The 24,796-nt window shown below is 62.4% G+C and carries 23 protein-coding genes; 12 read left to right on the top strand and 11 right to left on the bottom strand.

The window, feature by feature from the left end; all coding sequences use genetic code 11:
* Positions 1-75 precede the first annotated feature (75 nt).
* Both QRN42_RS06345 and QRN42_RS06340 read left to right on the top strand, forming a co-directional pair.
* Positions 76-693, top strand: coding sequence for a TetR/AcrR family transcriptional regulator C-terminal domain-containing protein (locus QRN42_RS06345; protein ID WP_284978417.1), 618 nt, complete (start codon positions 76-78; stop codon positions 691-693).
* The gene (locus QRN42_RS06340) at positions 690-1,430 is read left to right on the top strand and encodes a M50 family metallopeptidase (RefSeq protein ID WP_284978416.1); all 741 of its coding nucleotides are present in this window, start codon (positions 690-692) and stop codon (positions 1,428-1,430) included. The genes QRN42_RS06345 and QRN42_RS06340 overlap by 4 nt, the downstream gene beginning before the upstream one ends.
* Positions 1,431-1,462: 32 nt before the next feature.
* Here QRN42_RS06340 and QRN42_RS06335 read toward each other — a convergent pair whose 3' ends face one another.
* Positions 1,463-2,119 (bottom strand): alpha/beta hydrolase family protein, encoded by a 657-nt coding sequence (locus QRN42_RS06335; RefSeq protein ID WP_284978415.1) that lies wholly within the window; start codon positions 2,117-2,119, stop codon positions 1,463-1,465.
* Positions 2,120-2,251: 132 nt separating this feature from the next.
* Here QRN42_RS06335 and ligD point away from each other — a divergent pair, with 132 nt between their 5' ends.
* Positions 2,252-3,274 carry a non-homologous end-joining DNA ligase gene (ligD, locus tag QRN42_RS06330; RefSeq protein WP_284978414.1) on the top strand — a complete coding sequence of 341 codons (1,023 nt, stop codon included), beginning with the start codon at positions 2,252-2,254 and terminating at the stop codon, positions 3,272-3,274.
* A gap of 3 nt (positions 3,275-3,277) precedes the next feature.
* Here ligD and QRN42_RS06325 read toward each other — a convergent pair whose 3' ends face one another.
* The 8 genes from QRN42_RS06325 to kynA form a co-directional block, all read right to left on the bottom strand.
* A complete protein-coding gene (locus tag QRN42_RS06325; RefSeq protein WP_284974780.1) occupies positions 3,278-3,898 on the bottom strand; it encodes an L-threonylcarbamoyladenylate synthase in 621 nt (206 codons plus the stop codon).
* Between the two features lie 20 nt (positions 3,899-3,918).
* Complete coding sequence (locus QRN42_RS06320) at positions 3,919-4,821, bottom strand: ABC transporter permease (RefSeq protein ID WP_284978413.1); 903 nt, start codon at positions 4,819-4,821, stop codon at positions 3,919-3,921.
* Positions 4,808-5,761 carry an ABC transporter ATP-binding protein gene (locus QRN42_RS06315; protein ID WP_284978521.1) on the bottom strand — a complete coding sequence of 318 codons (954 nt, stop codon included), beginning with the start codon at positions 5,759-5,761 and terminating at the stop codon, positions 4,808-4,810. Before QRN42_RS06315 ends, QRN42_RS06320 begins: the two co-directional genes overlap by 14 nt.
* A gap of 62 nt (positions 5,762-5,823) precedes the next feature.
* A complete protein-coding gene (locus tag QRN42_RS06310) occupies positions 5,824-6,843 on the bottom strand; it encodes a LolA family protein (protein WP_284978412.1) in 1,020 nt (339 codons plus the stop codon).
* A gap of 152 nt (positions 6,844-6,995) precedes the next feature.
* Entirely contained in the window at positions 6,996-7,940 is a 945-nt protein-coding gene (locus QRN42_RS06305; protein WP_284978411.1) for an N-acetylglucosamine kinase, read from the bottom strand.
* A gap of 226 nt (positions 7,941-8,166) precedes the next feature.
* Positions 8,167-9,015 carry a PaaX family transcriptional regulator gene (locus QRN42_RS06300; RefSeq protein WP_284978410.1) on the bottom strand — a complete coding sequence of 283 codons (849 nt, stop codon included), beginning with the start codon at positions 9,013-9,015 and terminating at the stop codon, positions 8,167-8,169.
* 7 nt (positions 9,016-9,022) lie between these two features.
* Positions 9,023-10,261, bottom strand: coding sequence for a kynureninase (gene kynU, locus QRN42_RS06295; RefSeq protein WP_284978409.1), 1,239 nt, complete (start codon positions 10,259-10,261; stop codon positions 9,023-9,025).
* Positions 10,262-10,312: 51 nt separating this feature from the next.
* Positions 10,313-11,182, bottom strand: a complete 870-nt coding sequence (kynA, locus tag QRN42_RS06290) for a tryptophan 2,3-dioxygenase (RefSeq protein ID WP_284978408.1) — start codon at positions 11,180-11,182, stop codon at positions 10,313-10,315.
* 135 nt (positions 11,183-11,317) lie between these two features.
* Between kynA and QRN42_RS06285 the strand changes: the two genes are divergently transcribed.
* The 4 genes from QRN42_RS06285 (at position 11,318) to QRN42_RS06270 (ending at position 14,049) form a co-directional block, all read left to right on the top strand.
* Positions 11,318-11,863: an HAD domain-containing protein gene (locus QRN42_RS06285; protein WP_284978407.1), complete on the top strand. Its 546-nt coding sequence runs from the start codon at positions 11,318-11,320 to the stop codon at positions 11,861-11,863.
* Between the two features lie 209 nt (positions 11,864-12,072).
* Positions 12,073-13,278, top strand: a complete 1,206-nt coding sequence (locus tag QRN42_RS06280; protein ID WP_284978406.1) for an inorganic phosphate transporter — start codon at positions 12,073-12,075, stop codon at positions 13,276-13,278.
* Complete coding sequence (locus QRN42_RS06275; RefSeq protein ID WP_284978405.1) at positions 13,275-13,496, top strand: hypothetical protein; 222 nt, start codon at positions 13,275-13,277, stop codon at positions 13,494-13,496. The genes QRN42_RS06280 and QRN42_RS06275 overlap by 4 nt, the downstream gene beginning before the upstream one ends.
* Before the next feature lie 13 nt (positions 13,497-13,509).
* Positions 13,510-14,049, top strand: a complete 540-nt coding sequence (locus QRN42_RS06270) for a dihydrofolate reductase family protein (RefSeq protein ID WP_284978404.1) — start codon at positions 13,510-13,512, stop codon at positions 14,047-14,049.
* A gap of 60 nt (positions 14,050-14,109) precedes the next feature.
* Here QRN42_RS06270 and QRN42_RS06265 read toward each other — a convergent pair whose 3' ends face one another.
* Positions 14,110-14,574 carry a hotdog fold thioesterase gene (locus QRN42_RS06265; protein WP_284978403.1) on the bottom strand — a complete coding sequence of 155 codons (465 nt, stop codon included), beginning with the start codon at positions 14,572-14,574 and terminating at the stop codon, positions 14,110-14,112.
* Positions 14,575-14,731: 157 nt separating this feature from the next.
* Between QRN42_RS06265 and polA the strand changes: the two genes are divergently transcribed.
* The 3 genes from polA (at position 14,732) to rpsA (ending at position 20,527) form a co-directional block, all read left to right on the top strand.
* Complete coding sequence (polA, locus tag QRN42_RS06260) at positions 14,732-17,374, top strand: DNA polymerase I (protein WP_284978520.1); 2,643 nt, start codon at positions 14,732-14,734, stop codon at positions 17,372-17,374.
* 165 nt (positions 17,375-17,539) lie between these two features.
* Positions 17,540-18,844: a GNAT family N-acetyltransferase gene (locus tag QRN42_RS06255; protein WP_284978519.1), complete on the top strand. Its 1,305-nt coding sequence runs from the start codon at positions 17,540-17,542 to the stop codon at positions 18,842-18,844.
* Between the two features lie 201 nt (positions 18,845-19,045).
* Positions 19,046-20,527, top strand: coding sequence for a 30S ribosomal protein S1 (gene rpsA / locus QRN42_RS06250; protein WP_167266766.1), 1,482 nt, complete (start codon positions 19,046-19,048; stop codon positions 20,525-20,527).
* Positions 20,528-20,665: 138 nt separating this feature from the next.
* On the opposite strand, the gene QRN42_RS06245 is transcribed toward rpsA, so the two are convergent.
* Positions 20,666-21,379 carry an IMPACT family protein gene (locus QRN42_RS06245; protein ID WP_284978402.1) on the bottom strand — a complete coding sequence of 238 codons (714 nt, stop codon included), beginning with the start codon at positions 21,377-21,379 and terminating at the stop codon, positions 20,666-20,668.
* A 22-nt stretch (positions 21,380-21,401) separates the two neighbouring features.
* On the opposite strand from QRN42_RS06245, the gene coaE reads away from it, so the two are divergent.
* Together coaE and uvrB are read left to right on the top strand one after the other, a co-directional pair.
* Complete coding sequence (coaE, locus tag QRN42_RS06240) at positions 21,402-22,604, top strand: dephospho-CoA kinase (protein ID WP_284978401.1); 1,203 nt, start codon at positions 21,402-21,404, stop codon at positions 22,602-22,604.
* Positions 22,605-22,669: 65 nt separating this feature from the next.
* Positions 22,670-24,769 carry an excinuclease ABC subunit UvrB gene (gene uvrB / locus QRN42_RS06235; RefSeq protein ID WP_284978400.1) on the top strand — a complete coding sequence of 700 codons (2,100 nt, stop codon included), beginning with the start codon at positions 22,670-22,672 and terminating at the stop codon, positions 24,767-24,769.
* The last annotated feature ends 27 nt before the right edge of the window (positions 24,770-24,796 follow it).

Raw genomic sequence — 24,796 nt, 5'->3', positions numbered from 1 at the left:
TGTGATGCACTGCACAAGGCCCCACCGGTGACTTCTGGCTAGAGTCGTAACTACGCCGTTGATAGGAGAACCGAAATGGCACGCCCCCGCGTCCCGTTGATTTCCGTAGATGCCTTAGTTACCGCCGCCCTGGAGTTGGTGGATGAATCAGGGGACTTCAGCCTGCCCAAGCTGGCCAAGCGGATCGGGGTGAGCCAATCCTCGATCTACAACCATGTCAGTGGCCGCGAGGAAATCCTGGAACTGATGCGGGGCCGGATCATTTCGGAAAGCCCGTACGACCTCGACGCCGCGGATGGCTGGGAGGCTGCGTTGGGCTCGATCGTACGCAGCTACCGTGATGCGTTCGCCAGGCATCCCCGTTTGGCGCCGTTGATGGTCCTGCAAACAGTTCAGGACAGCCAGGTCCTGGCACTGTACGAGGACCTCGCGAAGGTCCTGGAGCAGGCAGGATTTCACGGCAGGGACGTGGTTTCTGCGATCTCCACCGTGGACAGTTTCGCGCTCGGCTTCGCCCTTGACCTCGCAGCGCCCGACGTCGTATGGGCGCCTCCGGCGGACGGATATCCCGCCCTGACCGGCGCCTTGGCCCAAGGAGCTTCGCCTGAGGACCGTGGAGGAGCCGCTTTCGATTTCGGCCTGGAGATCCTGATGGCGGGCCTCCGCAGCCGACTCAAAGCGACGGTCCGGTGAGCTTCGCCACTACGTGGTGGGCCGCCGTCGTTCGTGGTTTCACGGAATCACAAACCACTGCGGTTCCGATGCCTGTGTTGGTGGGGATAGTGGCGGCCGCAATCGTTCTCAGCGTTCCGGCTGCAACGTGGCGGTGGTTTGGGCTCTATGTGACGTTCGTCCACGAGCTTGGCCATGCTTATGCCGCGCTCATGACCGGGCGGTACGTCCACGGGCTCCGCATTGGACTGGACCACTCCGGCCGCCTGGTCAGCAGTGGGCGCAGTGCCTTCGGCGCGGCCTGGTCCGGGTTTTGGGGCTACCCCGCACCGGCTGTCGTGGGTCTGGGGCTGATAGCGTCATTCACGGCGGGGCGGGCAGGCGCGGCCATGTCCGTAGGGGCGGTGCTCCTCCTGGTCTCACTGATCTTCCTGCGGAACATCACGGGGATCGCCGTGGCCCTCTGCAGTGCAGCTATTGCCCAAGCCCTTGTTCTTTTCGCCTCTCCCACTGCCGTCAATTATGTAGTTCTGGGGCTCGGAATTGCCCTGACAGTGGGGGGAGTCCGCGACCTCGTCAAACTCGTCGGCGTCCACACACGGCGTCGCCACCAATTGGCGTCCTCAGATGCGTACATCCTTGCCCGCACCACCGGTGCGCCCTCGCTCCTATGGCTGACGGGTTTCACGACAGTAATAGTTGGAGCCGTGTCACTGAGTGCCTGGCTTCTGTGGGAAATGTTCCGCCTGACGCAGTGACATTGGCGCCCAGAGCCGGCACATCAGGTCGCCTACCGCAGGAACGCGGCCACTGCAGGCGCGAGCGAGGCGCCTGCCTCCGCGGCGGTGCGCTTCACGCCTTTGATGGCAAAGGAATGGTCCCCGCCCTCAACCCATTGGAGGGCCGCCGTCGGGCCTATAGCGGCAACCACCCGTTCAAGGAGCTCCGTTGTGGCGAACGTGTCCCTGGTGCCTTGGAGGAAAAGCATAGGCGCGGTGAGCCCGTACAGGTGTTCATCCCGCAACTTCTCCGGCTTGCCGGGTGGATGCAACGGGTAGCCGAGGTATACCAAACCCTTGGCATTCATGCCTTCCGCGACGGCCATGGAGGCCATCCTGCCCCCAAAGGATTTCCCACCGGCCCACAGGGGCTGGTCGGGTACTATCGCTGCAACGTGCTCCATCACCGCCCGCCACGCGGCGACGGCAACCGGGGGCCGATCCGGGAAGCGACGCCCGGCCTCCCGGTAGGGAAAGTTGAATCGCACCGTCGCCACCCCTAAACCGGCGACCGCTTGCGAGAAGCCGTCAAGGAATGGGTGATCCATCCCGGCGCCAGCGCCGTGTGCCAGCACCAAGGTGGCGAAAGGCTGCTCCGGGCGGAGGTGGATGGCGGAGACGGCTCTCTCGCCTACGGCAATCTTCAAGGATGTTTCCGTGGTCGGCATGTCTCAATCATGCTGCAATCGGGGACGCTGAAGCGGCGAATAACAGGGAAGCCGGTAAGGCCAAATCAAATATGCGACGCACTGGCGGCGGGGATCAAGACGCAACAGGGTCTGGCGGGGTAGTTTGTGGCCATGGCAAGCGAAGCAACCACTGTCACCGTCCCAGGTCCCCACGGTCCCCGGGAGGTGCGGATTTCAAGCCCCAGCAGGGTGATGTGGCCCGAGGCAGGACTGACCAAGCTGGACCTCGCGAATTACCTGATCGACGTCGGTGAGGCTTTCGTCACGGCCAACGGGAACCGGCCCGTGAGCCTTCAGCGGTACTCAGGCAGCATCGACGGTGAGATGTTCTTCTCCAAAAATCCGCCCAAGGGCGCGCCGGAGTACGTGCGCTCGGTGCCGGTGACCTACCCCAGCGCCCGGTCCCACCCGCAACTCGTCATCGACGAACCAGCGGCAGCGGTGTGGGCGGCGCAAATGAATACCGTGGTCTTCCACCCGTGGGCGTCGCGTGCGGACAATTCGGACAACCCCGACCAGTTGCGGATAGATCTGGATCCCCAACCGGGAACAGACTTTGCCGACGCCATTCCGGCTGCCCTTGAACTCCGTAAAGTCTTGGCCGACGCCGGACTGACCGCGTTCATCAAGACTTCGGGCAACCGTGGGCTTCACGTCTATGCGCCCATCGATCCTGTCTTCGAGTTCCTGGATGTGCGGCACGCGGTGATAGCGGCCGGACGGGAGCTGGAGCGAAGAATGCCCGAGCAGGTGACCACTGCCTGGTGGAAAGAGGAGCGCGGCTCACGAATCTTCGTCGATTTCAACCAAGCCAACCGCGACCGGACCATCGCCGGTGCCTATAGTCCCCGGGCTGTGCCCCAAGCCCAAGTGTCCTGCCCCCTAACGTGGGAGGAACTAGGCAGCGCCGATCCGGCCAAATACACCATCAGGACTGTTCCTGAACGCTTGAAGACGGTGGGAGACCCTTGGGCAGCCATGCATGATCACCCTGGCAAGATAGACGTGTTGCTTCAGTGGTGGGAGCGCGACGTCGCTAACGGCCAAGGCGAGATGCCTTTCCCGCCCGAATTCCCCAAGATGCCCGGAGAGCCAATGCGGGTCCAACCGAGCCGGGCCCGTAAGCCGGAGTAGGACTCATTCGAACCGGGAGGGGTCCCCGGTACCGCGACGAACAACCTCTGCAACACCGCTTGAAAAGTCGATCACGGTGGTGGGCTCGGATCCGGTGTCCCCGGAATCGATCACTGCATCCACCTCATTGTCCAACCGTTCCTTGATCTCCCATCCTTGGGTGAGGGGTTCCTCTTGGTCTGGAAGCAGCAAGGTGCTGGAGAGCAACGGTTCACCGAGTTCGGCCAAGAGTGCTTGGACCACCTTGTGGTCGGGAATTCTGACGCCCACGGTCTTCTTTTTGGGGTGAAGGAGCCGCTTAGGCACTTCACGCGTTGCCGGGAGGATGAAGGTGTAGCTTCCCGGAGTAACGGCCTTGATGCTCCTGAAAACGTCATTGTCCAGCATGACAAATTGGCCCATCTGGGCGAAATCCTTGCAGACAAGGGTGAAGTGGTGCTTGTCGTCCAAGTTCCGGATGGTCCTGATGCGGTCAAGTGCCTCCCGGTTCCCGATCTGTGCTCCCAATGCGTAGCAGGAGTCCGTGGGATACGCGATCAATCCGCCGTCCTGCAGCATCTTCACCACCTGGCCGATGGCTCGCGGTTGCGGATCTTCAGGATGCACATCAAAGAATCTGGCCATGGAAAAAGCGTACGGCAAAGCTAAGACAACACGTCTTTATTAGAGAAATTCGCGTAAGCCAAAGCGCCGCACACTGCGATGTAGCCGCCCTGCAGCAGGAGGTTATCTCCGAACGACGCCCACGATATGGGCTGACGTAAAAGATCGGCGAAACCCACCCAGTGGTGGCTGAACAACCAGGGATGGAGCCAGTCCATTTGCGGCAGCGTATCCAGGACCTGCGAGACCACTGCGAGTACGATCGTGGCCGCCATCGCACCCACGGGGACGTCCGTCATGGTGGAAATCAGTAAGCCGATTGCGGACAGTCCTATCAGGGATACCGTGGCGTACGCGGCTATCAGCAACGATCTCACGGCTGCCTCGCCCACGCTGACAGTTTCACCGGACAACAGGGTCACCGGTCCCACAGGAAAGAAGACGACGCCGGCCAAGGCACCTGCCGCCGCAACAGTCGCCGTCGCCGCACAGCAGAAGGCGACCGCGCCGGCGTATTTGACCAGGAGCAGCCGGGTCCTTCCGGTCGGCGCCAGCAGCAGGTAGCGCAGTGTTCCTATGCTGGCTTCCCCGGCAAGGGTGTCACCGGCCACCACGCCAACGGTCAACGGCAGGAACAGGGGCACGCATACCACCAGCGCTGTAACTGCGACGAAGAGTCCATTCTGGCTGATCCGGTCCAGGAACAGTGGGCCCCTTCCTGGCGCTGTAGGCCGCGACGAGAGCTTGACGGCGACGGCAATCAGGACGGGAACAGCCGCCAGCGCCGCCAACATTGCCCACGTCCGCACCCTGCGGAAAAGTACCGATAACTCCGAGGCAAGGAGGGGCCAAGCCACCGATGCCCGTCCGGAGTTGGGGCCTGCCTCAGGACTGCCTGCCGTATCGCCGCTTCCCTTGGTGCGGCCTCGCTCAACCCGCGACATCAAAACCCTCCCCGGTCAGGGACAGGAAACGGTCTTCCAAGCTCGCGCTTTCCACTGAAAAGCCCCTGACTCGAACCCCATCAGCAACGAGGGCTGCAACCACTGTTTCTGGTTCACGTCCGTCCAAGCCGGTGGCAAGCACTGCATCGGCGGCAAGGGAAGGACCATCCCAGGGCTGGGGGACCAAGCCCAGACGGGTCAGTACGTTTTTGGCGCGGTCGACGTCGGGCGTGAGAACCCGGACCCCGGACTGGCCAGCAGATCGGAGCTCTTCCAACGGCCCCTGCGCCACCAGGCGGCCAACGCTCATGACTCCCACGTGGGTGCACATCTGCTCGACCTCGGCGAGCAGATGGCTGGAAACGAATACGGTGGTTCCGCCGGCGGCCAACGAACGGATCAACCCTCGGACCTCCCGAGTGCCTTGCGGATCAAGTCCGTTGGTCGGTTCGTCCAACACCAACAACCGGCGCGGCCGCAGTAGCGCATTGGCCAAGCCCAGGCGCTGCTTCATGCCCAAGGAGTATGCCCGAACCTTCTTTTTCGCCGCGTGGCTGAGGCCCACCTGGTCCAAGGCCTCGTGAATCCGCTGCTTTCGGGTTTCGGATGGGGCAAGCGGGTCCGCCGAGTCAAGCCGCCGCAGGTTGTCGGCGCCCGTCAAAAAGGGATAGAAGCCCGGTCCCTCAACCAGCGCCCCGACGTCGGACAGCACCGAAGCCAGCGCCGCTGGCATCTTCTTCCCGAGCACCCGAACATCGCCGCTGTTGGCCGATGCAAGCCCCAGCAGGAGACGGATGGTGGTTGTCTTTCCGGAACCGTTCGGGCCCAGGAAGCCGAATACGGAACCAGCGGGTACGGCTAGGTCGATGCCGTTGACGGCAATTCGTCCACCGAAGCGCTTGGTCAAGCCCTGGGTTTCGATGGCCCACCGGTCGGGCAGGTCAACGCTGTCCTGGTGCGGAGATTGCCCGCTTTGCTGGGACCTGTCGCGCCAGGTTCCGCTCACTGGGCGGCAGCCGCGGACTGGAGTCGGTCCAACGGCACCATGCCTGCGAAGACGCGGCCGTCGTCAAGGACCAACACGTTGACCAAGGATGTGGTCAGCGCATGCCCACCCGGAACCGGTTGCATCACTTGGGCGTACGTCGGATTGGCGGTGATCGAGGAAGGGACTGATCCCGCGGGCAGCGCAACGATTGCGCTCCAGCCTTGGCCCGTTACTGTGAGATTGGGATGGGAGAGTTTACCTGTAGGGCTCGGTGGGACAGCGCTTGAAGCAGGCGTGGGTTTCGCCGGCAAAGCCTTCTCGGTGATCGATGCTCCTTGCGGGGGAGTGAAATCGAACAATCCCGCGTCGGGCGCGGAGAGAGACAAGTCTGTGTAGGCCAACGTGTAGGCCGGATCAGTTTGCCCCTTGGCCTTGACCTCCACTGCCAGTGGCAGCCCTGTCTCGGAATCGACGTCGATGCCCACCGAGTCAACCAAGGTGTCCGCACCGCCAGGCGCCAAGTCCAGGCGGTATGCGGTGCGACCGGCGATTGTGGAAGACGGCCCAACAGTCATGCGGGTGTCCGCCTTGATCGCTGTCAGGAAGTGGTTGGCCATGGTTCCCGGCGTGGGAACCGGGACTGGCGCCGGAGTCGCCTCCTGCGGTGTAGCCGGCTCCGTACCGCCACTCACGTGGGTAGCGCTGTTGTCCGCTGAGTTGTAGAACCACACTTGATGCTGGTTGACCACCAGATCCCGTTCGGCGAGCGCGTCCATGATTTGTATCCGGGCTTTGGCCGGACCGTCCACATAGACACGGGCGGTGTGCGTCCCGGTCAAGAACTCCAGGGCTGGGGCCGCCCCCGGAACGGTGCCGGGGCCCAGCGTCGGAACCGCAGGTAACCCGAGCCCTGCCGTTTGCTGCACTGTCCCGGATAAAGCACGTACCGGAGTGTGGGTCATCATGGACACAAGCTCGTCCGGTGTCTTGGGCGGCAGGGAGACAGTGGCTCCCGCCCGGACTGAAGCAGTCATGACAGCGAGCATCAAGGCAAGCGGTATCAGAAGGGCCGTGAGCCACCGCCGCCTAGCCGGTCCCATTGCTACAGATCTTCCTGCAGGAACGCCATGTCACCAGAATACTCCCGTTGAACCCTGCGAACGCGGGATGAACAGCAGGAACCGGATCAGGCTGGCAGGAGCCGGCGCGCGAGCTCAACGGCTCCACGGACGGGTAGCTGGTCCAGGATGCGGACCGATGACGGGTCGTCCAAGGAAACCTTCCGGGACACTGCTGCTGCCAACTCGTGATGGTTGACCAAGACGCGTCCGGCCATGACCAACGGCAAGTCGAGGCCAAGCTCGCCCAACACCTGACGGGCCAGGGCCGCGAGCGAATGGGCGGCCTCCGCTTGGATGCGCAACGCGGCCGGCTCGCCCTCGGAAGCAAGTTCGAGGACCAGGGGAGCCAGCCCGGCCCAATAGTCCGGTTCGCGTTTGGTATAGAAAGAATCCATGAGCTGGAGGGCGTCCACGCTTCCTGTGGCTGCCATCAAAGCGCGGACCAGGGTGCCAGGTTCCAATCCGGCGTAGTACTCGCGCAATGCCTCGCGAACGGCGTCGCGCACCACCGAGTAGCCGCCGCCCTCATCGCCGAGCAAGTAGCCATAGCCGCCGCTGCGGGCTTCTCGCCCTTGGCGATTCCGGCCCCACGCGACGGAGCCGGTCCCCGCCACGAGAACCACACCGGCTTCCAGTCCGGCAGCGGCGAGCACTATGCGCGTGTCGTGGACGACGTCGATCGCTGCACCGGGGAAATGTTCTGTCAGCAAGGCAGAAAGGACCGCCCTGCTTGCGGGTGTATCGGCTCCGGCGGCTCCGGCGCACACGGCTTGGACGCCGTCGCCAACGCTTGCTGCGATGCGCCGGAGCACAGCGTCAACGCCTTGGTGCCCTACTGAGGAGAGGTTGGCGCTGCTCTCGGTGATTTCGACGTCGCTGCTGGCTCCGCCTGTTCCACCATCAGTTGATCCTGCCTCGGCCAGAACCGCGTGTGTCTTGGAACCGCCGATATGCAAACCGAGAACTTTTTGCTGCCCAGCTGTTTCCCGGTGCTGCTGTGTTTCCCCCAAGAGGCGTCCCTTCACTGCGGATGGTCTGTAGGGCCTGACGGGCTCCACGCCGGAACGCTGCGCATTGGGGCGGCAGCTGCCGGGCAGCACAAGACTGGCACAGAGCCCGTGCCTTGTCTACCAAAACGGCTTGACTAGCAAAAGGGGGCCGCCTCAGGGGTCCACGAAGGCGGCCCGCCGCTGCACTCCGGCGGATGCCGCGGTGATCGGCGCGGTTCCGTGGACGTCAGCCTGAGACCCCCAACGTGGCGCGCAGGAACTGCCCACTTGGCTCCGAATAGGCCTCCACGATGCGTGTGAAGAGCTCGACGCCTTGGGCCCCGGGCCAGTCGTCCGGTAGGAACGCCAGCGGGAGCCCTGGGTCCAGGTACGGAATGACCCGCCAGCGGTCAATGCACTGCACGTAGACAGCAAAAGCTTCGGCCGAGGGTTCCACGTGGCCGCTCCGGGCTGCCCGCCCCGCAGCGTCGAGTTCCCGGATGAAGTCCTTGTGCAGCCCAGCCACGGCGTCCAAATCCCACCACGAGGACACGGCCTCCTTCAAGCTGCCGCCCGCCAGCGGAGTTTCCGTGACGAAGATAGTTGCCATCTGCCGCAGCTGCAGGTCCTCAAGGATCTCTTCGACCTCGACGCGAAGGGAATCCGGGCAGATCCACAGCCCTGCTGCCACCGTTCCGCAGCCTATCCAGTGGAACCTGCGCCGCAACTGATGGCGCTTTTCCCGCTCAGTCTCGGGGATGGAAAACGAGATGAGGCACCACGGATCGGAGGGGGCCATGCTCCGCGGGTTGAAAATCCGGCGATCGCCCCGGGAGAGCATTGCCGCGGCGCCGTCGGTGAGCATGAATCCGGGAATTCCGTCACGCACCTCCTGGACCACCACGTCCTTCTTGCGCAAGCGGCCAAGCGCGGTCCTAGTCACTGTTCCGGAGGTCCCTAGTGCTTCCATGAGCGCAACGATGTCCTTGGCGGCCATCCATCCACCGGCGTCGCGCAGGTACAGCCCGATGATCGTGCGTAGAAGTGACGTGGTACTCCCGGGCCGGGAATCCATGTCATCGAGGACTGCACTCACAGCTGGCTCACAGAAGCTCGGAGAGGGCACTGCGGATTGCTGCCACCCCCACTTCCACCTCTGCGTAACTGGTGCTCAAGGGTGAAAGGCCGATGCGCAGTCCATGTGGAGGACGGAAGTCGGGAATGACGCCCTTCTCCCACAGCGCGGCTGTGACGTCGGCAAAGAGCGGGTGGTCCACGGTGATGTGGGAGCCACGCTCGGCGGCATCCCGGGGGCTCACGATTTCGGCACCCAGGGGAACCAGTTGTTCCTCGGCGAGCGCGATTGCGTATTCGGTCAGCTTGATGGACTTCTCCCGGACAGCCTCCATGCCCACGGAGGCGATGAGTTCCACCATGTCCTTGATGGGCTGCATGGCCAAGACCGGGGGAGTGCCTGTGATGAAGCGGCGGATGCCCTGCGCAGGCCGGTACGCCTCGGTCATTCCGAACGGATTATCAGCTCCCATCCAGCCCCAAATGGGCTGCTGGAGCTGTTCCTGGCGGGATGCGTTGACGTAGGCGAAGGCCGGGGAACCGGGACCGCCGTTGAGGTACTTGTAGGTGCAACCTACTGCCAGGTCGACGCCCCATGCGTCGAGCTCCAGCGGCACCGAACCAACGGAGTGGCAGAGGTCCCACAGCATCAACGCACCGGCCTGGTGCACCTTGGCGGTGATTGCCGGCGCATCGGCGAGGAACCCTGAACGGTACGCGACATGGCTGAGGACCACGACGGCGGTACGCTCGCCCAGCAGCCCGTCAAGGTCGGCCGGGCGGACACCGCTGGCAGGGTTCGCGGCGATCCATTTGATGCTCGCCCCGCGTTCCTTGGCAATTCCCTCGATGATGAACCGGTCCGTGGGGAAGTTATCGCGGTCAATGATGATCTCGTCCCGGCCCGGTTGGGAATCTACCGCGGCGCGGATCATCTTGTAGAGCATCACGGAGGTGGAGTCACCCACCGTGACTTGGCCCGCGGCGGCTCCCAGCGTCACTTCACCGATGCGGTCGCCAACGGCGGTGGGCTCGTCCATCCATTGTTCGTCCCACCCGCGGATGAGCCGGCTGCCCCAGGCGTCGTGGACAAAGGAGGTGAGGTTTTCGGCCGTGACTTTAAGCGGCCTGCCGAGTGAATTTCCGTCGAGGTACGACGTGAGCTGTCCGGCGTCGGGCGCGTAAAAGGCGTCCCTCTGCGCGGCGAGGGGATCGGCGGCGTCCAGTTCGGCCGACGTCGGCCATTGGGTCTGGGGAGCGGTGGTCATGGTGTCTCCTGCTGCGGTTGTTGGTCCGGGGCCTTGGGTGATGAGCGAAAGTCAGCTTCCGATGAGCGTGCGTACGGCGTAGAGCTCTGGGAAAAAGGTCAGGTCGAGGGCGCGTTTGAGGAAGTCGACGCCCGAGGAGCCGCCCGTTCCCACCTTGAAGCCAATGGTTCTTTGGACCGTGCGGAGGTGGCGGAAACGCCAGGCCTGGAAGTTGTCTTCGATGTCCACGAGGTCTTCGCAGGCTTCGTACAGTCCCCAGGGGGTTTCGTCCGATTCGTAGATTTTCCGGAATACCGGCACGAGGTCCTCGCGAAAAGTCCAGGGTTCGGTGGTGTCCCGCTCCAGGATGTCCTGGGGAATCTCGAAGCCGGCCCGGGCAAGTACAGCGAGGAACGCATCATAAAGCGTGGGTTCATCCAGCAGGGAGCTCAAAAGGGCATGTGCTTGGGGATCGCTTTCGAAGACACGCAGCATTGCCCTGTTCTTGTTGCCGAGCAGGAACTCCACACCGCGGTACTGGTAGGACTGAAAGCCCGATGAGCTGCCGAGGAAACCGCGGAACTGCGAGTATTCGCGAGGCGTCAGGGTTCCCAGGACAGACCACTGTTCGGTCATGGTGCGCTGGATGGCTTTGACGCGCGCGATGCACTTCAGTGCCTTACCGAGGTTGTCGACGTCGAAAAGCCTCCTTGCTTCCAGGAGTTCATGCAGGACCAGCTTGAGCCACAGCTCACTGGTTTGGTGCTGAATGATGAACAGCAGTTCATCGTGGTGTTCCGGCTCGCTGAGTGGGTGCTGGGAGCTGAGCAGCCGGTCGAGGTCCAGATATCCGCCGTAGGACATCGCGTGCCTGAAATCAGTGCGCACGGTGTCCTCGATGGGACGGACATTCTGCTGTGACTGGTCTGCGGGCTTTTCCATGGTTCAAGAATATCACTTCCATGACGAACGTCAAAAGATTGATTGCTCCCCTTGATGGTGTACCGATTTTCCTGCCGATTCTCACGTAGTCTGGTGGGAGCCTGTGGGGGAGGGGCGGTGGACATGGATGCAGGCATGAACTTTGACATAGAACCAGCGGCACCCGGTTCCAAGGCACCCCGAGTGTCGATTTATCTGGACGTCGACGGCGTCGTGAATCCGTTTAGTCCCACCGGCGCCACTGACTGGGGTGGTGAATGGCGGAAAGTCGACGCCGGCGTCGTTGACGTCGCTTATGCGCCCGAAGTCGTCGCCGAACTTAACGAGCTCGCCCGCCACCCCGCTGCCCGCTTTGTTTGGTTGACAACGTGGGAGCAGCTTGCGCCGGGTATGCTGTGCCCGGCCATCGGCCTCAACGGACAGGACTGGCCCGTCCTCTCCAGTGACGGCTGGGACGGATCCTCGGACTGGTGGAAGCTCGTGGCACTGCAAAAGGACCTGTCGGAGTCCGGGAGCGGACGCTTCATCTGGGTTGATGACCAGCTCGACCAGGAGCCCCAAGCTCGCTCCTGGGCAGAGGATCAGGGTGATCTTGCCCTCTGCATCTCGCCGGATCCCCGCAAGGGCCTGACGCGCAAGGACATCGAGGCTTTGCGGGATTACTTGGAGCGGATGGGCTGAGCGGATCGTCCCGTCATTCCCGGTGCCGGGCACGTTTGTCCGCGCGGCTTTGTCCGCCCCGTCAATGCCACGTAGGATTCTTAAGGTTTCACGCCTGCGCCACTGAAATCCGCAAGCCGCGTCAGTTGAACGATCGCTGAACTATGCTGTGGAGGGCAGGTATGGGGAAGAGAAACTGCTGAACGTCGACTCTGCAGATTGGGCAACAGGTGGCAATCACCTTCATGGTCGCGCTGGTTATAGCGCTGGCCCTATTTTTTGACTTCACCAACGGCTTTCACGACACAGCTAATGCGATGGCCACGCCTATCGCTACGGGCGCCATCAAGCCCAAGACGGCCGTGGCGCTGGCGGCGGTGCTTAACCTCGTGGGTGCCTTCTTGTCCACAGAGGTGGCCAAGACAATTTCCGGAGGCTTGATCCGTGAAGGAACTGACGGCATCCACATCACTCCTGACATTATTTTTGCCGGACTTATGGGCGCCGTTCTCTGGAACATGATCACTTGGCTCAAAGGCTTGCCGTCAAGTTCCTCGCATGCACTCTTTGGCGGCCTGATCGGCGCTGCCATCGTCGGCATCGGAATCCACTCCATCAATTTCGACACGGTATTGATCAAGGTCATCCTTCCTGCGCTCTTCGCCCCCCTGATCGCCGGCGGCGTGGCCTATATCTGCACCCGGTTGGCTTACGCGCTGACCTCGCGGCACGATCCGGAGACCGGAGACAAACTGACGCAGAAGCGCGGTGGATTCCGTACGGGCCAGATCTTCACTTCAAGCCTGGTGGCCCTTGCACACGGAACCAACGACGCCCAGAAAACGATGGGCATCATCACTCTTGTATTGATCTCCGCCGGCACCCAATCGCCGGGTTCCGGACCCCAGCTCTGGGTCATCACTGCATGTGCACTAGCCATCGCGGTGGGCACCTATGCGGGCGGGTGGCGCATCATCCGGACCATGGGATCCGGCCTGACCGAAGTCAAGCCTGCCCAAGGCTTTTCCGCAGAGACCAGCACGGCGACGGCGATCCTCGCGTCCTCGCACCTTGGCTTCGCCCTTTCCACAACCCAGGTCGCTTCCGGGTCCGTCATCGGATCGGGCCTCGGCCGCAAGGGAACCTCCGTCCGCTGGGGAACCGCGGGAAAGATTGCCTTGGGGTGGCTCTTTACCTTGCCCGCCTCAGCCATCGTCGGCGCCCTGACGGCGTTGCTTGTGAACATCGGCGTCGTAGGTGTTGTTATCGCTGCAGTGGTTGGCACGGCCGCTGTCGCGTACATGTTCATCGCCTCGCGGAAATCGCAGGTCGGCCACCATAACGCCGTCGAGGTCGATGAGGCCGGCCGCGCCGTGCGGTTCCGGAAAAAGAAGAAACCGGGCAAGAACAACCGGAGCGAAGGTGTGCAGCGATGAAATGGATGGAAGTGCTGCAGGTAGCAGGGGTTACCTTGGTGGCCGCCGTGACGTTGGTGGTCCTCTACTCGCTGGGTGTCCGGCTGACGGCGATCGCCGCGGACACGCGGCAAAAGTCCACGGTGATGGCCCGTTCCCTTGCCTACGCCTGCTTTGCCGCCTGCGCAGTGGCCGTGCTTTATGGCATCTACCTGATCGTCCCGTACTTCGGGAAGTAGCTAGCATGGGCCTATGGCCATCTTCCAGTACTACGTTGCCTCCACTATCGACGGCTTCATTGCCTCGCCGGACGACGACCTTGGCTGGCTGCTGCAGTTCGACGGCGTCGACGGTCTTGATGCCGGAATAGAGACGTTCATGGACGGTGTGGGATGCATCGTCATGGGCGGTAGTACATACCGGTGGCTGATGGCGCACCAACCGGACCCCTGGCCGTACCCGGATCACCCGTGTTGGGTTTTCACACGCCAAAAGCATGAGCCGCCCGCAGGGGCGGACGTGACCTTTGTGCAGGGCGATGTTGCGGACATCGCGCCTCGGCTCCTGTCCGACGCCGGGGAGAAGAACGTATGGCTCGTGGGCGGCGGCGACCTTGCAGCCCAGTTCGCGAAGGCGAAACTCCTGCATGAGCTGATCGTCACGGTGGTGCCCGTGGTCCTCGGCGCCGGTAAGCCCCTGCTGCCCCTGGATGGCCCCACGCCGCCCATGGAGTTGGTCTCGTCCAGGATCCTTGGCGGAGTGGCCGCCGAATTGCGCTACCGCTTGTCCTGAATGGTCAGGTTGTCCCGAACGCTCACGTGGTCCTGAACGGTCAGAGCCTGCGGAACAACCTCAATCCCGATTGTCCCGGATCATGTTGGTGATTCGGGCCGTGGACAACCGGCGGCCTTGGTCGTCGGTCATGACAACCTCGTGGGTGGTCAGCGTTCCGCCCAAATGGATGGCCGTGCAGGTCCCTGTCACTGTTCCTCCCGCAACAGAGCGGTGGTGGGTGGCGCCCACTTCAATGCCCACCACGTGACGCCCTTCGCCTGCATGCAGGGAAGCCGCGAAGGATCCCAAGGTTTCGGCGAGGACCACATGGGCCCCGCCATGCAGGATTCCGGCCACCTGGGTATTTCCTTCCACCGGCATGGTTGCCACGGTGCGTTCGGGGCTCATTTCAACAAACTTGATCCCCATCTTCACCACTAACGCACCCACCCCGTGGGCGGAAAGCCAACCGTGAAATTCTTCGGGCACCCCGGCGAGGTAGAGTTCCTCAGCGATGTGCTCGGGCGTGAAATTGTCCATCATGCCAACTAGGCTGGCACCTGTGAGTGAAACAACCAAACCGGACCACGTTCCCGCAGCCCCCGCTGCTGCCATTGCTACAGCCAACCCCTCGGCCTCCGCCCCCACGGAATCTCTCGGCGAGGGCAGGCCCCGGTTGCTGGTGCTGGACGGCCATTCCATGGCGTTCAGGGCTTTCTACGCACTTCCGGCGGAGAACTTTTCCACGGCCAGGGGGCAGTACACCAACGCGGTCCACGGTTTCACGTCAATGCTCATCAACTTGATCAAGGATCAGAAGCCCACGCACGTCGCCGTGGCTTTCGACGTTTCCGATGACACCACCTTCCGCAAGGCTGAATACAGCGAATATAAGGGTGGCCGCAATGCAACCCCGGCCGAGTTCGCAGGCCAGATCTCCCTCATTGCCAGGGTCATGGACGCTTGGGGCATTAAGACCATTGCCCTGCCCGGCTATGAAGCTGATGACGTCTTGGCCACGTTGGCCGCACAAGGGGATGCTGCCGGTTTCGAGGTATTGCTGGTTTCCGGCGACAGGGACTCGTTCCAGCTCATCAATGAGAACGTGTTCGTTTTGTATCCCAAACAAGGCGTGAGCAACATTCCCAAGCTGGATGCTGCGGCCATTGAAGAGAAGTACTTCGTGAAGCCTTCTTTGTACTCGGACCTCGCAGCCCTGGTGGGTGAATCGGCTGACAACTTGCCCGGGGTTCCGGGCGTGGGGCCCAAGACGGCGGCAAAGTGGATCAATCTCTATGGGGGTTTGGAGGGAATCCTGGAAAACCTGGACGCCATCGGCGGCAAGGTAGGGGGAGCCCTGAAGGAGAACCTGGAAAACGTCAAGCGGAACCGCAGGCTCAACCGACTACTCACAGACCTTGAACTGCCAGTGACCCTGGAAGATCTTTACCAGCCACGCCCGGACCGGCGAGCGATTGAGGAGCTTTTCGAAGAACTCGAATTCCGTACCCTCCGCGCGCGGCTCTTCGACCTCTACGGTGATGACACAGCCGGTGAAGCACCTGACACCATCGCTGTTCCGGAGTTCTCCACGCTTTCGGACGCCGACGCCTTGGCGGAATTCTTCACGGCCGGTGCGGGTGTCCGCTCGGCACTGGCGGTACAGCTGCTTCCCGGCCGGATCGGTGACGACGCCACCGCGCTGGCCGTCGTTCGCGCGAACGGGGCGGGCTACATCGACCTAGCAGGCCTGGACGCCGCCGCTGAGTCGGTCTTGGCGCGATGGCTGCAGGACCCGGAGGAAGCAAAAGTCCTCCACGAATTCAAGTCTGCGCTCAAAGCCCTGCATAACCGCGGATTTGGGTTGGAAGGCGTCGTGGATGACACGTCGATCTCCGGCTACCTCATCCAGCCGGACCGCAGGAGCTACGATCTGGCCGAACTCGCCCAGGTTCACTTGAAAATCAGTGTGGCTTCGGCCTCGGCCCAGTCGGGGCAACTGGAACTCGATCTCTCCGGCGGCTCTGACCTTGCTGCCGCCACCGCGCTCGTCCAGCAGGCCGCCGTCGTCCACGCACTCAGCAAGCACTTCGAGAAAGAAGTGGCCGACATCAAGGCCGATGCCCTCCTGACCACGCTCGAGCTGCCGGTGGCGCGCGTCCTGGCCCTCATGGAGCTCACAGGCATCTACGTGTCCCAGGAGCGCATGAACGAGCAGCTCGCGGACCTGACCAAGGTGATCGAGAATGCCCAGGAACAGGCATTCGCGGCCATCGGGCATGAGGTCAACCTCGGTTCACCCAAGCAGCTGCAAACTGTCCTCTTCGAGGAATTGGGGCTGCCCAAGACCAAGAAAATCAAGTCCGGTTACACCACGGACGCAGCGTCCCTGAAGACCCTGCTGGAGAAGACCGGACACGAATTCCTGGTCCAGTTGATGGCCCACCGTGAGTCCTCCAAGTTGGCGCAAATGGTGGAAACACTCAAGAAGTCCGTGGCCGATGATGCCCGGATCCACACCACGTACGCCCAAAATATCGCTGCCACGGGTCGTATTTCTTCGAACAATCCCAACCTGCAGAACATCCCCGTCCGTAGCGAGGAAGGACGCAGGGTCCGCGGCATCTTCATGGTCAGCGAGGGTTATGAGTGCTTGCTGTCAGCGGATTATTCACAGATTGAAATGCGCATCATGGCCCACCTCTCCGGCGATGAGGCCCTGATCCAGGCCTACCGCGACGGTGAGGACCTGCACCGTTTTGTGGGCTCACGCATTTTCAACGTGACTCCGGCCGAGGTAACCAGTGCCATGCGTTCCAAGGTCAAAGCCATGTCCTACGGATTGGCGTACGGATTGACGTCCTTCGGCCTGTCCAAGCAGTTGGAGATCTCGGTGGACGAGGCCCGGACGCTCATGAAGGACTACTTCGACCGCTTCGGCGGCGTCCGGGATTATCTCCGCGGTGTGGTGGACCAGGCGCGCGTGGACGGGTTCACGGCCACCATCGAGGGCCGCCGTCGTTACCTGCCTGACTTGACCAGCACCAACCGCCAGGCGCGTGAGGCCGCCGAGCGCATCGCATTGAACTCACCGATCCAGGGCTCCGCGGCGGACATCATCAAGCGGGCCATGCTAGGAGTTGCGGCCGAACTGGCAGGGCGAGGATTGAAGTCGCGGATGTTGCTGCAGGTCCATGATGAACTCGTTCTCGAGGTGGCTCCTGGAGAGCGCGAAACAGTGGAGAAGCTTGTGGTGGAGCAGATGGGTGCCGCTGCCCAACTTTCGGTCCCGCTCGATGTCCAGATCGGCGTCGGTTCAAGCTGGTATGAAGCTGGCCACTAGAATCCCATGACCGTTTTCCGCCGGTCGGCCTCCACGCGACAGTAGGGGCTAGAGGCGCGCCGCCGCATGGTGGCGCGCCTTGCTGCTTCTGGTTAGGCTCGGGAGGTGGCTGATCCCAAGGTAGAACTCATCTCGCACGTAGCGCCGGATAACCTCCCTGCAGAAATTCCGGTCCAGTCCGTCCAGGCCGAATACACCGTGCGGCAATTTGGGGCCGCCGGCCCGGATGACCCCGGGTACCGACGTTGCGTGGACTGGATGCACGCGGTCTCCCACGGATTCCACGAGCAGCGGCGCACCGATGACCATGTGGCCAAGGCTTTAGCCAGCTACAAGGTGGACGGCCGCGAATTTACTGGCGTCTACGTCAGCGGCAACATGCCTCAACACGCCCTTGGCGCCGAGGTGCCGGTTGCCACGTACGCCACCATGCGCAAGAGCCTCAACGTTGGCTTCGGCCGACTCGTGAAAGCCCACTTGGTAACTGCTGTGACGGTGCGGGGGACGCATCGCCGCAAAGGGATTCTCCGCGGACTGATCACGGCGGACCTTGAGGGTGCCAAAGATGAGGGCTTGGCCATTGCCGCGTTGACTGCCTCCGAGGGGTCCATTTATGGCAGGTTCGGGTTCGGCGTCGCCACGTTCGAACGCTCAGTAGCGGTGGATACCGGCCCGCGTTTCCGGCTCAGGGGAGAACCGACGGGTCGAATGGAAGTCTCCGATCCCGCTGCGCTGTTGGAGGTGGCACCTGAGGTTTTCCGACGCCTCCACCGAGTGACCCCCGGGTCGGTGGACCGGCAGGAGTATTACCGGCTTATTGCTTCCGGCCAGCTCGGCCGCGACGGAAAGCCCGACGCCGGTATTCGCACCGCCCTGCATTATGACGCTGCGGGAGCCGTGGACGGCTACGTTTCCTACCGCTTCAAGGGATGGGAGACCAAGCCGTTCACCATGGAAATCGTGGACCTCATTGCCGCCACCGACGCCGCGTACTTGGACATTTGGCGCTTCCTCGGAAGCCTTGACCTCATAGACCAAGTGACGTGGACCGAAGCGCCCGTGGATGACCCGTTAACGTGGGCGCTGGAGGATCCACGCTGTGTCGCCTCCTCCGACGTGCGCGACATGCTGTGGCTGAGGGTTCTTGATGTCAAGGCCGCCCTGGAGGCCCGGACACTTTCTGCATCGGGAAAACTGGTGGTGGAGGTGACAGACGCTTTGGGTCTTGCCAACGGCACGTGGGTAGTTGAGTCCGACGCCGGTGCTCCCGCCGTCGTGGAGGAAGCATCGGGTCAGTCTCCGGAACTGACAATGGACGTAGCCGATCTTGCATCCATCTACGTGGGTGCGGTGTCGCCGGTTACCTTGGCGGCCGCCGGGCGGATCCAAGAACACAGTGCAGGCTCGGTTTTCCGGGCCCAGCAGCTGTTTGCCGTGGAGCGACCGTCACGGTGCGTCACGCACTTCTAGCAGTCCCGTTTCCGTTCGCACTGCTTTTGACCCGGCTTTGCCAATGCGACTAGAATAAACGGGCGTGTACTACGTGCATGCATCCATTTGTATTAATCCACAAATCAGGATGACCCGGCGCTTTGCCGTGTTCTGCCGTCCGGACCCGGGCGGCAGCGGTTTGCCTGACCGACTTACTATCCACAACGGAGCCCCTACTACATGACCATCACCTCCACCGAGAAGCCCGGTACCCCCGTAGTCGCCATTAACGACATCGGTACCGCTGAGGACTTCCTCGCAGCTGTCGACGCGACCATCAAGTACTTCAACGACGGTGACCTCGTCGAAGGTACCGTCGTCAAGGTCGACCGCGACGAAGTTCTGCTCGACATCGGTTACAAGACCGAAGGTGTCATCCCTTCCCGCGAGCTTTCCATCAAGCACGATGTTGACCCCGGTGACGTTGTCGCCGTTGGCGATCAGGTCGAAGCTTTGGTTCTCACCAAGGAAGACAAAGAAGGCCGTCTGATCCTCTCCAAGAAGCGTGCTCAGTACGAGCGTGCCTGGGGCGACATCGAGAAGGTCAAGGAAGAAGACGGTGTCGTTACCGGTACCGTCATCGAGGTTGTCAAGGGTGGCCTCATCCTGGACATCGGCCTGCGCGGCTTCCTGCCCGCATCCCTCGTCGAGATGCGTCGTGTCCGCGACCTGGCTCCGTACATCGGTCAGCAGATCGAAGCCAAGATCATCGAGCTGGACAAGAACCGCAACAACGTTGTGCTGTCCCGCCGTGCATGGCTCGAGCAGACCCAGTCCGAGGTCCGCTCCACGTTCCTCAACAAGCTGGAAAAGGGCCAGGTTCGTCCCGGCGTCGTGTCCTCCATCGTCAACTTCGGTGCCTTCGTGGACCTGGGTGGCGTGGATGGCCTCGTTCACGTTTCCGAGCTGTCCTGGAAGCACATCGACCACCCGTCCGAGGTTGTCGAGGTTGGCCAGGAAGTCACCGTCGAGGTCCTCGAAGTGGATCTGGACCGCGAACGTGTCTCCCTGTCGCTCAAGGCTACGCAGGAAGATCCGTGGCAGACCTTCGCCCGCACCCACGCCCTGGGCCAGGTTGTTCCGGGTAAGGTCACCAAGCTGGTTCCGTTCGGTGCGTTCGTTCGCGTCGAAGACGGCATCGAAGGCCTCGTGCACATCTCCGAGCTGGCAGTCCGCCACGTTGAGCTCGCCGAGCAGGTTGTCTCCGTTGGCGACGAACTGTTCGTCAAGGTCATCGACATCGACCTCGAGCGTCGCCGCATCTCCCTCTCCCTCAAGCAGGCTAACGAGGGCGTTGACGCTGACAGCACCGAGTTCGATCCCGCTCTCTACGGCATGGCCGCTGAGTACGACGAAGAGGGCAACTACAAGTACCCCGAGGGCTTCGACCCCGAGTCGAACGAATGGCTCGAAGGGTACGAGAACCAGCGCGCAGCTTGGGAGCAGCAGTACGCTGACGCCCAGACCCGCTGGGAAGCCCACAAGAAGCAGGTTGCCCAGCACGCTGCTGACGACGCTGCTGCTGCCACATCCGGTGAGTCCGATTCCGGCACCACCAGCTACTCCTCGGAGCCGGCTGCTGCTGAGTCCAACACCGGCGGCGGCACCCTGGCATCTGACGAGGCGCTTGCCGCGCTGCGTGAGAAGCTGACCGGCAACTAATTCCGCCCTCCCTCACGGGATGTGCTGATAGCCGACAGAGGACCCTCGCCTTCGGGCGGGGGTCCTCTGCTTTAACCCGAGTCAGCTTTGAGGCAGGCCGTCCGTCCCCTATGGCAAACTAGGGCCGCGCGATCCACGTCACTCAAAGTCAACATCGACCCACTCCGCTCCTTCGGGCTGGAGTTCGACTGTGCCAGCGGTCAGGGACGAGACACGGGCGTGTGCGTCAGCAAGGTCCCGGGCGTCGTCGGGAAGGGCCAGACGAAGGACCGCATGGCTGGCCAGGTACTCCGTTGGTGCCATCACCAAACCGGCGGCCCGCAGTTCATTTTCCAAGCGGCCGGCATCAGAATGGCGGACTTCCATGGCACAGAGCCGCAACCGGCGGCGCCTCACCAGGGGCGCGAGATCCAAGGCGCTGGAAACGGACTCGGAGTACGCGCGAACAAGGCCTCCTGCGCCCAACAGGATGCCGCCGAAATAGCGCACCACGACGGCGGCAACGTCACTGAGGTGGCCGCCGTCGTTGGCTTCCTGGGTCCCACGGACGGCGGTCTCACGGCGTATGAGTGCCTCCAACATGGGCACGCCCGCCGTGCCGGAGGGTTCCCCGTCGTCGCTTGAGCGTTGGATCATCCGGTCAGGGCCTATGACAAATGCCGAGCAGTGATGCCGGGCGTCATGGAATTCGCGGCGCAGCTCGGCCACCAGGGAGCGGGCGCTTTCTTCGGTGGGGGAGCGCCGGAGGACAGTGATGAACCTGGAGCGACGGATATCCAGTTCGTGGCGGAAATCCGCGCCGGGAGCAAGAGTCGTGTAGCTGGTTGCCCGGCTCTCCTCCTCACTTTCCACCGCTTCAGTCTAGTGTTGAGGAGTGCTGAAGATCGGGCTTACGGGCGGTATCGCCTCAGGAAAATCGTTGGTGGCTTCCAGGTTGCAGGAACTTGGCGCGCTCCTTATCGACGCCGACCTCATTGCCCGCCGGGTGGTGGAGCGCGGGACTCCCGGGCTGGAGCGTGTGGTGGAGGCATTCGGCCCAAGCATCCTCACTGAGGACGGCGAGCTCGACAGGCCCAAACTGGGTGCCATCGTCTTCCGTGATCCATCACAGCGTGAGGTGCTCAACGGCATCATCCATCCCCTCGTTCGCCAGAGCGCTGCCGCAACCATGGCACAGGCAACCGATGGTGACATCGTGGTTCAGGACATCCCGCTGCTCGTGGAAACCGGGCAGGGCAGCAACTTCCACTTGGTGGTGGTGGTGGACGCGTCTGAGGATATCCGGGTTCAACGGATGGTGGAGTTGAGGGGGATGACTCCGGAAGAAGCACATTCACGTATTGCCGCCCAGGCTACGCGCCAAGCGCGCAATGAAGCTGCCGACGTCGTGCTGGACAACGCGGGCGACCGGAACGATCTGCTGGCCGCGGTGGACGCGCTGTGGACGGATCGGCTCGTGGCCTTTGCCGAGAACATCAGCCGCGGCACCAGGGCCAGCAGGCAGGAGGGCCCGGTGATCGTCGAATCGGAGGAGGGCTGGCCCCGTGCCGCCCGAAGGTTGGCAGGACGGATATTGGCCGCTGCGCCGGGAGACATCCTGGCCGTGGACCACATCGGCTCGACGGCGGTCCCGGGCTTGGCTGCGAAGGACGTCATCGACCTGCAAGCAACAGTCACAGACATGGCGACGGCGGATCGGATCGCTCCGCTCCTGGCGACGGCCGGATTCCCGAGGGTGCCAGCGGCGGATCGCGATGCCCCGAAGCCTTCGGCACCGGACCCGGAACAGTGGCAGAAGCGCTTCCACGCCAATGCTGACCCCGGCAGGGCCGCCAATCTGCATGTTCGGGCGGCCGGGACGCCTGGTTGGCGATACGCGTTGTTGTTCCGCGATTGGCTGCTGGCGGAGCCCTACGCCGTCTCAGCGTATGAGGCGCATAAAAGGGACCTCGCGGACAAGCATGCCGGCGATTCCTCTACCGTTCCTTACGCTGATGCCAAGGAGCCGTGGTTTACGGAGGTGGCGTCGCCGCTCATGGATGAGTGGGCCGAACGCACGGGGTGGGAACCGCCGTAGTACTCCACTTCCGCTGAGCGCAAACGGGGCCAATAGCTGTCGGTGGGCAGGAGTAGATTGGATTCATGAGCCTCGCCCAGGAAATCAACCGTGTTGTCGCGCCCTTTGAAGTTGTCAGTGAGTACAAGCCCGCCGGCGATCAGCCTGCCGCGATTGCCGAACTGACCGAGCGGATCAACAACGGAGAGAAGGACGTCGTCCTCCTGGGAGCCACCGGTACGGGTAAGAGTGCCACCACGGCCTGGCTCATTGAACAGGTGCAGCGACCCACCTTGGTCATGGTTCAAAACAAGACCCTGGCGGCTCAGCTGGCCAACGAATTCCGCGAATTGCTGCCCAATAACGCGGTGGAATACTTCGTGTCCTACTACGACTACTACCAGCCCGAAGCTTACGTCGCGCAAACGGACACGTTCATCGAGAAGGACTCCTCCATCAACGAGGAAGTGGAACGCCTCCGCCACTCCGCAACCAATGCCCTGTTGACGCGTCGCGACGTCATTGTGGTGGCCACCGTGTCCTGCATCTACGGTTTGGGAACACCGGAAGAGTACATCGCCGGGATGGTTACCCTGCGCAAGGGTGCGGAGATGAACCGGGACGTGCTCCTGCGGAAGTTCGTCTCGATGCAGTACGCCCGCAATGACATGGACTTCCACCGCGGCACGTTCCGGGTCCGCGGTGACACCGTGGAGATCATCCCAATGTATGAGGAACTTGCCATCCGCATTGAGTTCTTCGGGGACGAGATCGAGAACATCCAAACCCTCCATCCCTTGACGGGCGAAGTGCTCCGCGATGAGGAAGAGATGTATGTTTTCCCGGCCTCGCACTATGTTGCCGGCCCCGAGCGGATGGCCCGGGCCATCAAACGGATCGAGGACGAGCTGGCGGACCGATTGAAGGTCCTCGAGAGCCAGAACAAACTCGTGGAGGCTCAACGCTTGCGGATGCGCACCACCTATGACCTCGAGATGATGCAGCAGATGGGTTTCTGCAACGGCATCGAGAACTATTCTTCGCATATTGATGGCCGTGGCCCGGGGACCGCCCCGCACTGCCTTCTTGATTATTTCCCTGAGGACTTCCTCTTGGTGGTTGACGAGTCGCACGTGACCATCCCGCAGATCGGGGCCATGTACGAGGGCGATATGTCACGTAAGCGCAACTTGGTGGACTTCGGTTTCCGGCTCCCGTCGGCCATGGACAACCGCCCCCTGAAATGGGATGAATTCCTTGAACGGATCGGTCAGACCGTCTACCTCTCGGCGACTCCAGGAAAGTACGAGCTCGGAAAGGCGGACGGCTACGTCCAGCAGATTATCCGGCCCACGGGCTTGATTGATCCCGAGGTGGTGGTCAAGCCCACCAAGGGCCAAATCGACGACCTCCTGGGCGAGATCCGCACCCGCACGGAAAAGAATGAGCGGGTGTTGGTCACCACGCTAACCAAGAGAATGGCCGAGGACCTCACCGACTACCTGGTGGGGCATGGCGTGAAAGTGGAGTACCTGCACTCGGATGTGGATACCTTGCGCCGCGTTGAGTTGCTTCGCGAGTTGCGCATGGGCGTCTTCGACGTGTTGGTTGGCATCAACCTGCTCCGGGAAGGCTTGGACTTGCCCGAGGTTTCCTTGGTGAGCATCCTCGACGCTGACAAGGAGGGCTTCCTTCGATCGTCCACGTCCTTGATCCAGACCATCGGCCGCGCGGCCCGCAACGTGTCCGGCCAGGTCCATATGTATGCCGACCGGATTACCGACTCGATGGCCCACGCCATCGAGGAGACCAACCGTCGTCGTGCCATCCAGGTCAAATACAACGCAGACCACGGCATCGACCCGCAGCCGTTGCGGAAGAAGATTGCCGACATCACGGATCAGCTGGCCAAGGAAGACGCCGACACCCAGGAATTGTTGAACAACAACCGTCTCGCCAAGGGTGCCAAGCGCGGCAAGTCAGCAGCCAAGGGTGCAGCCACTGTTCGCAAGGACGGGCTTGCCGCTGCGCCTGCCGAAGACCTGGTGGGACTGATCGAACAGCTGACCGAGCAAATGCACGGCGCAGCAGCGGAACTGCAATTCGAGGTTGCCGCGAGGATCCGGGACGAGGTCGGAGACCTCAAGCGAGAGCTACGGCAAATGCAGGCCGCCGGTCACGCCTAAGGTAAGCTGGAGCCTACGTAGGGGAGT

This window comes from Arthrobacter sp. fls2-241-R2A-200, from assembly GCF_030209745.1.
Taxonomy (GTDB): Bacteria; Actinomycetota; Actinomycetes; order Actinomycetales; family Micrococcaceae; genus Arthrobacter.
This window is presented reverse-complemented; position numbering and strand designations above follow the sequence as displayed.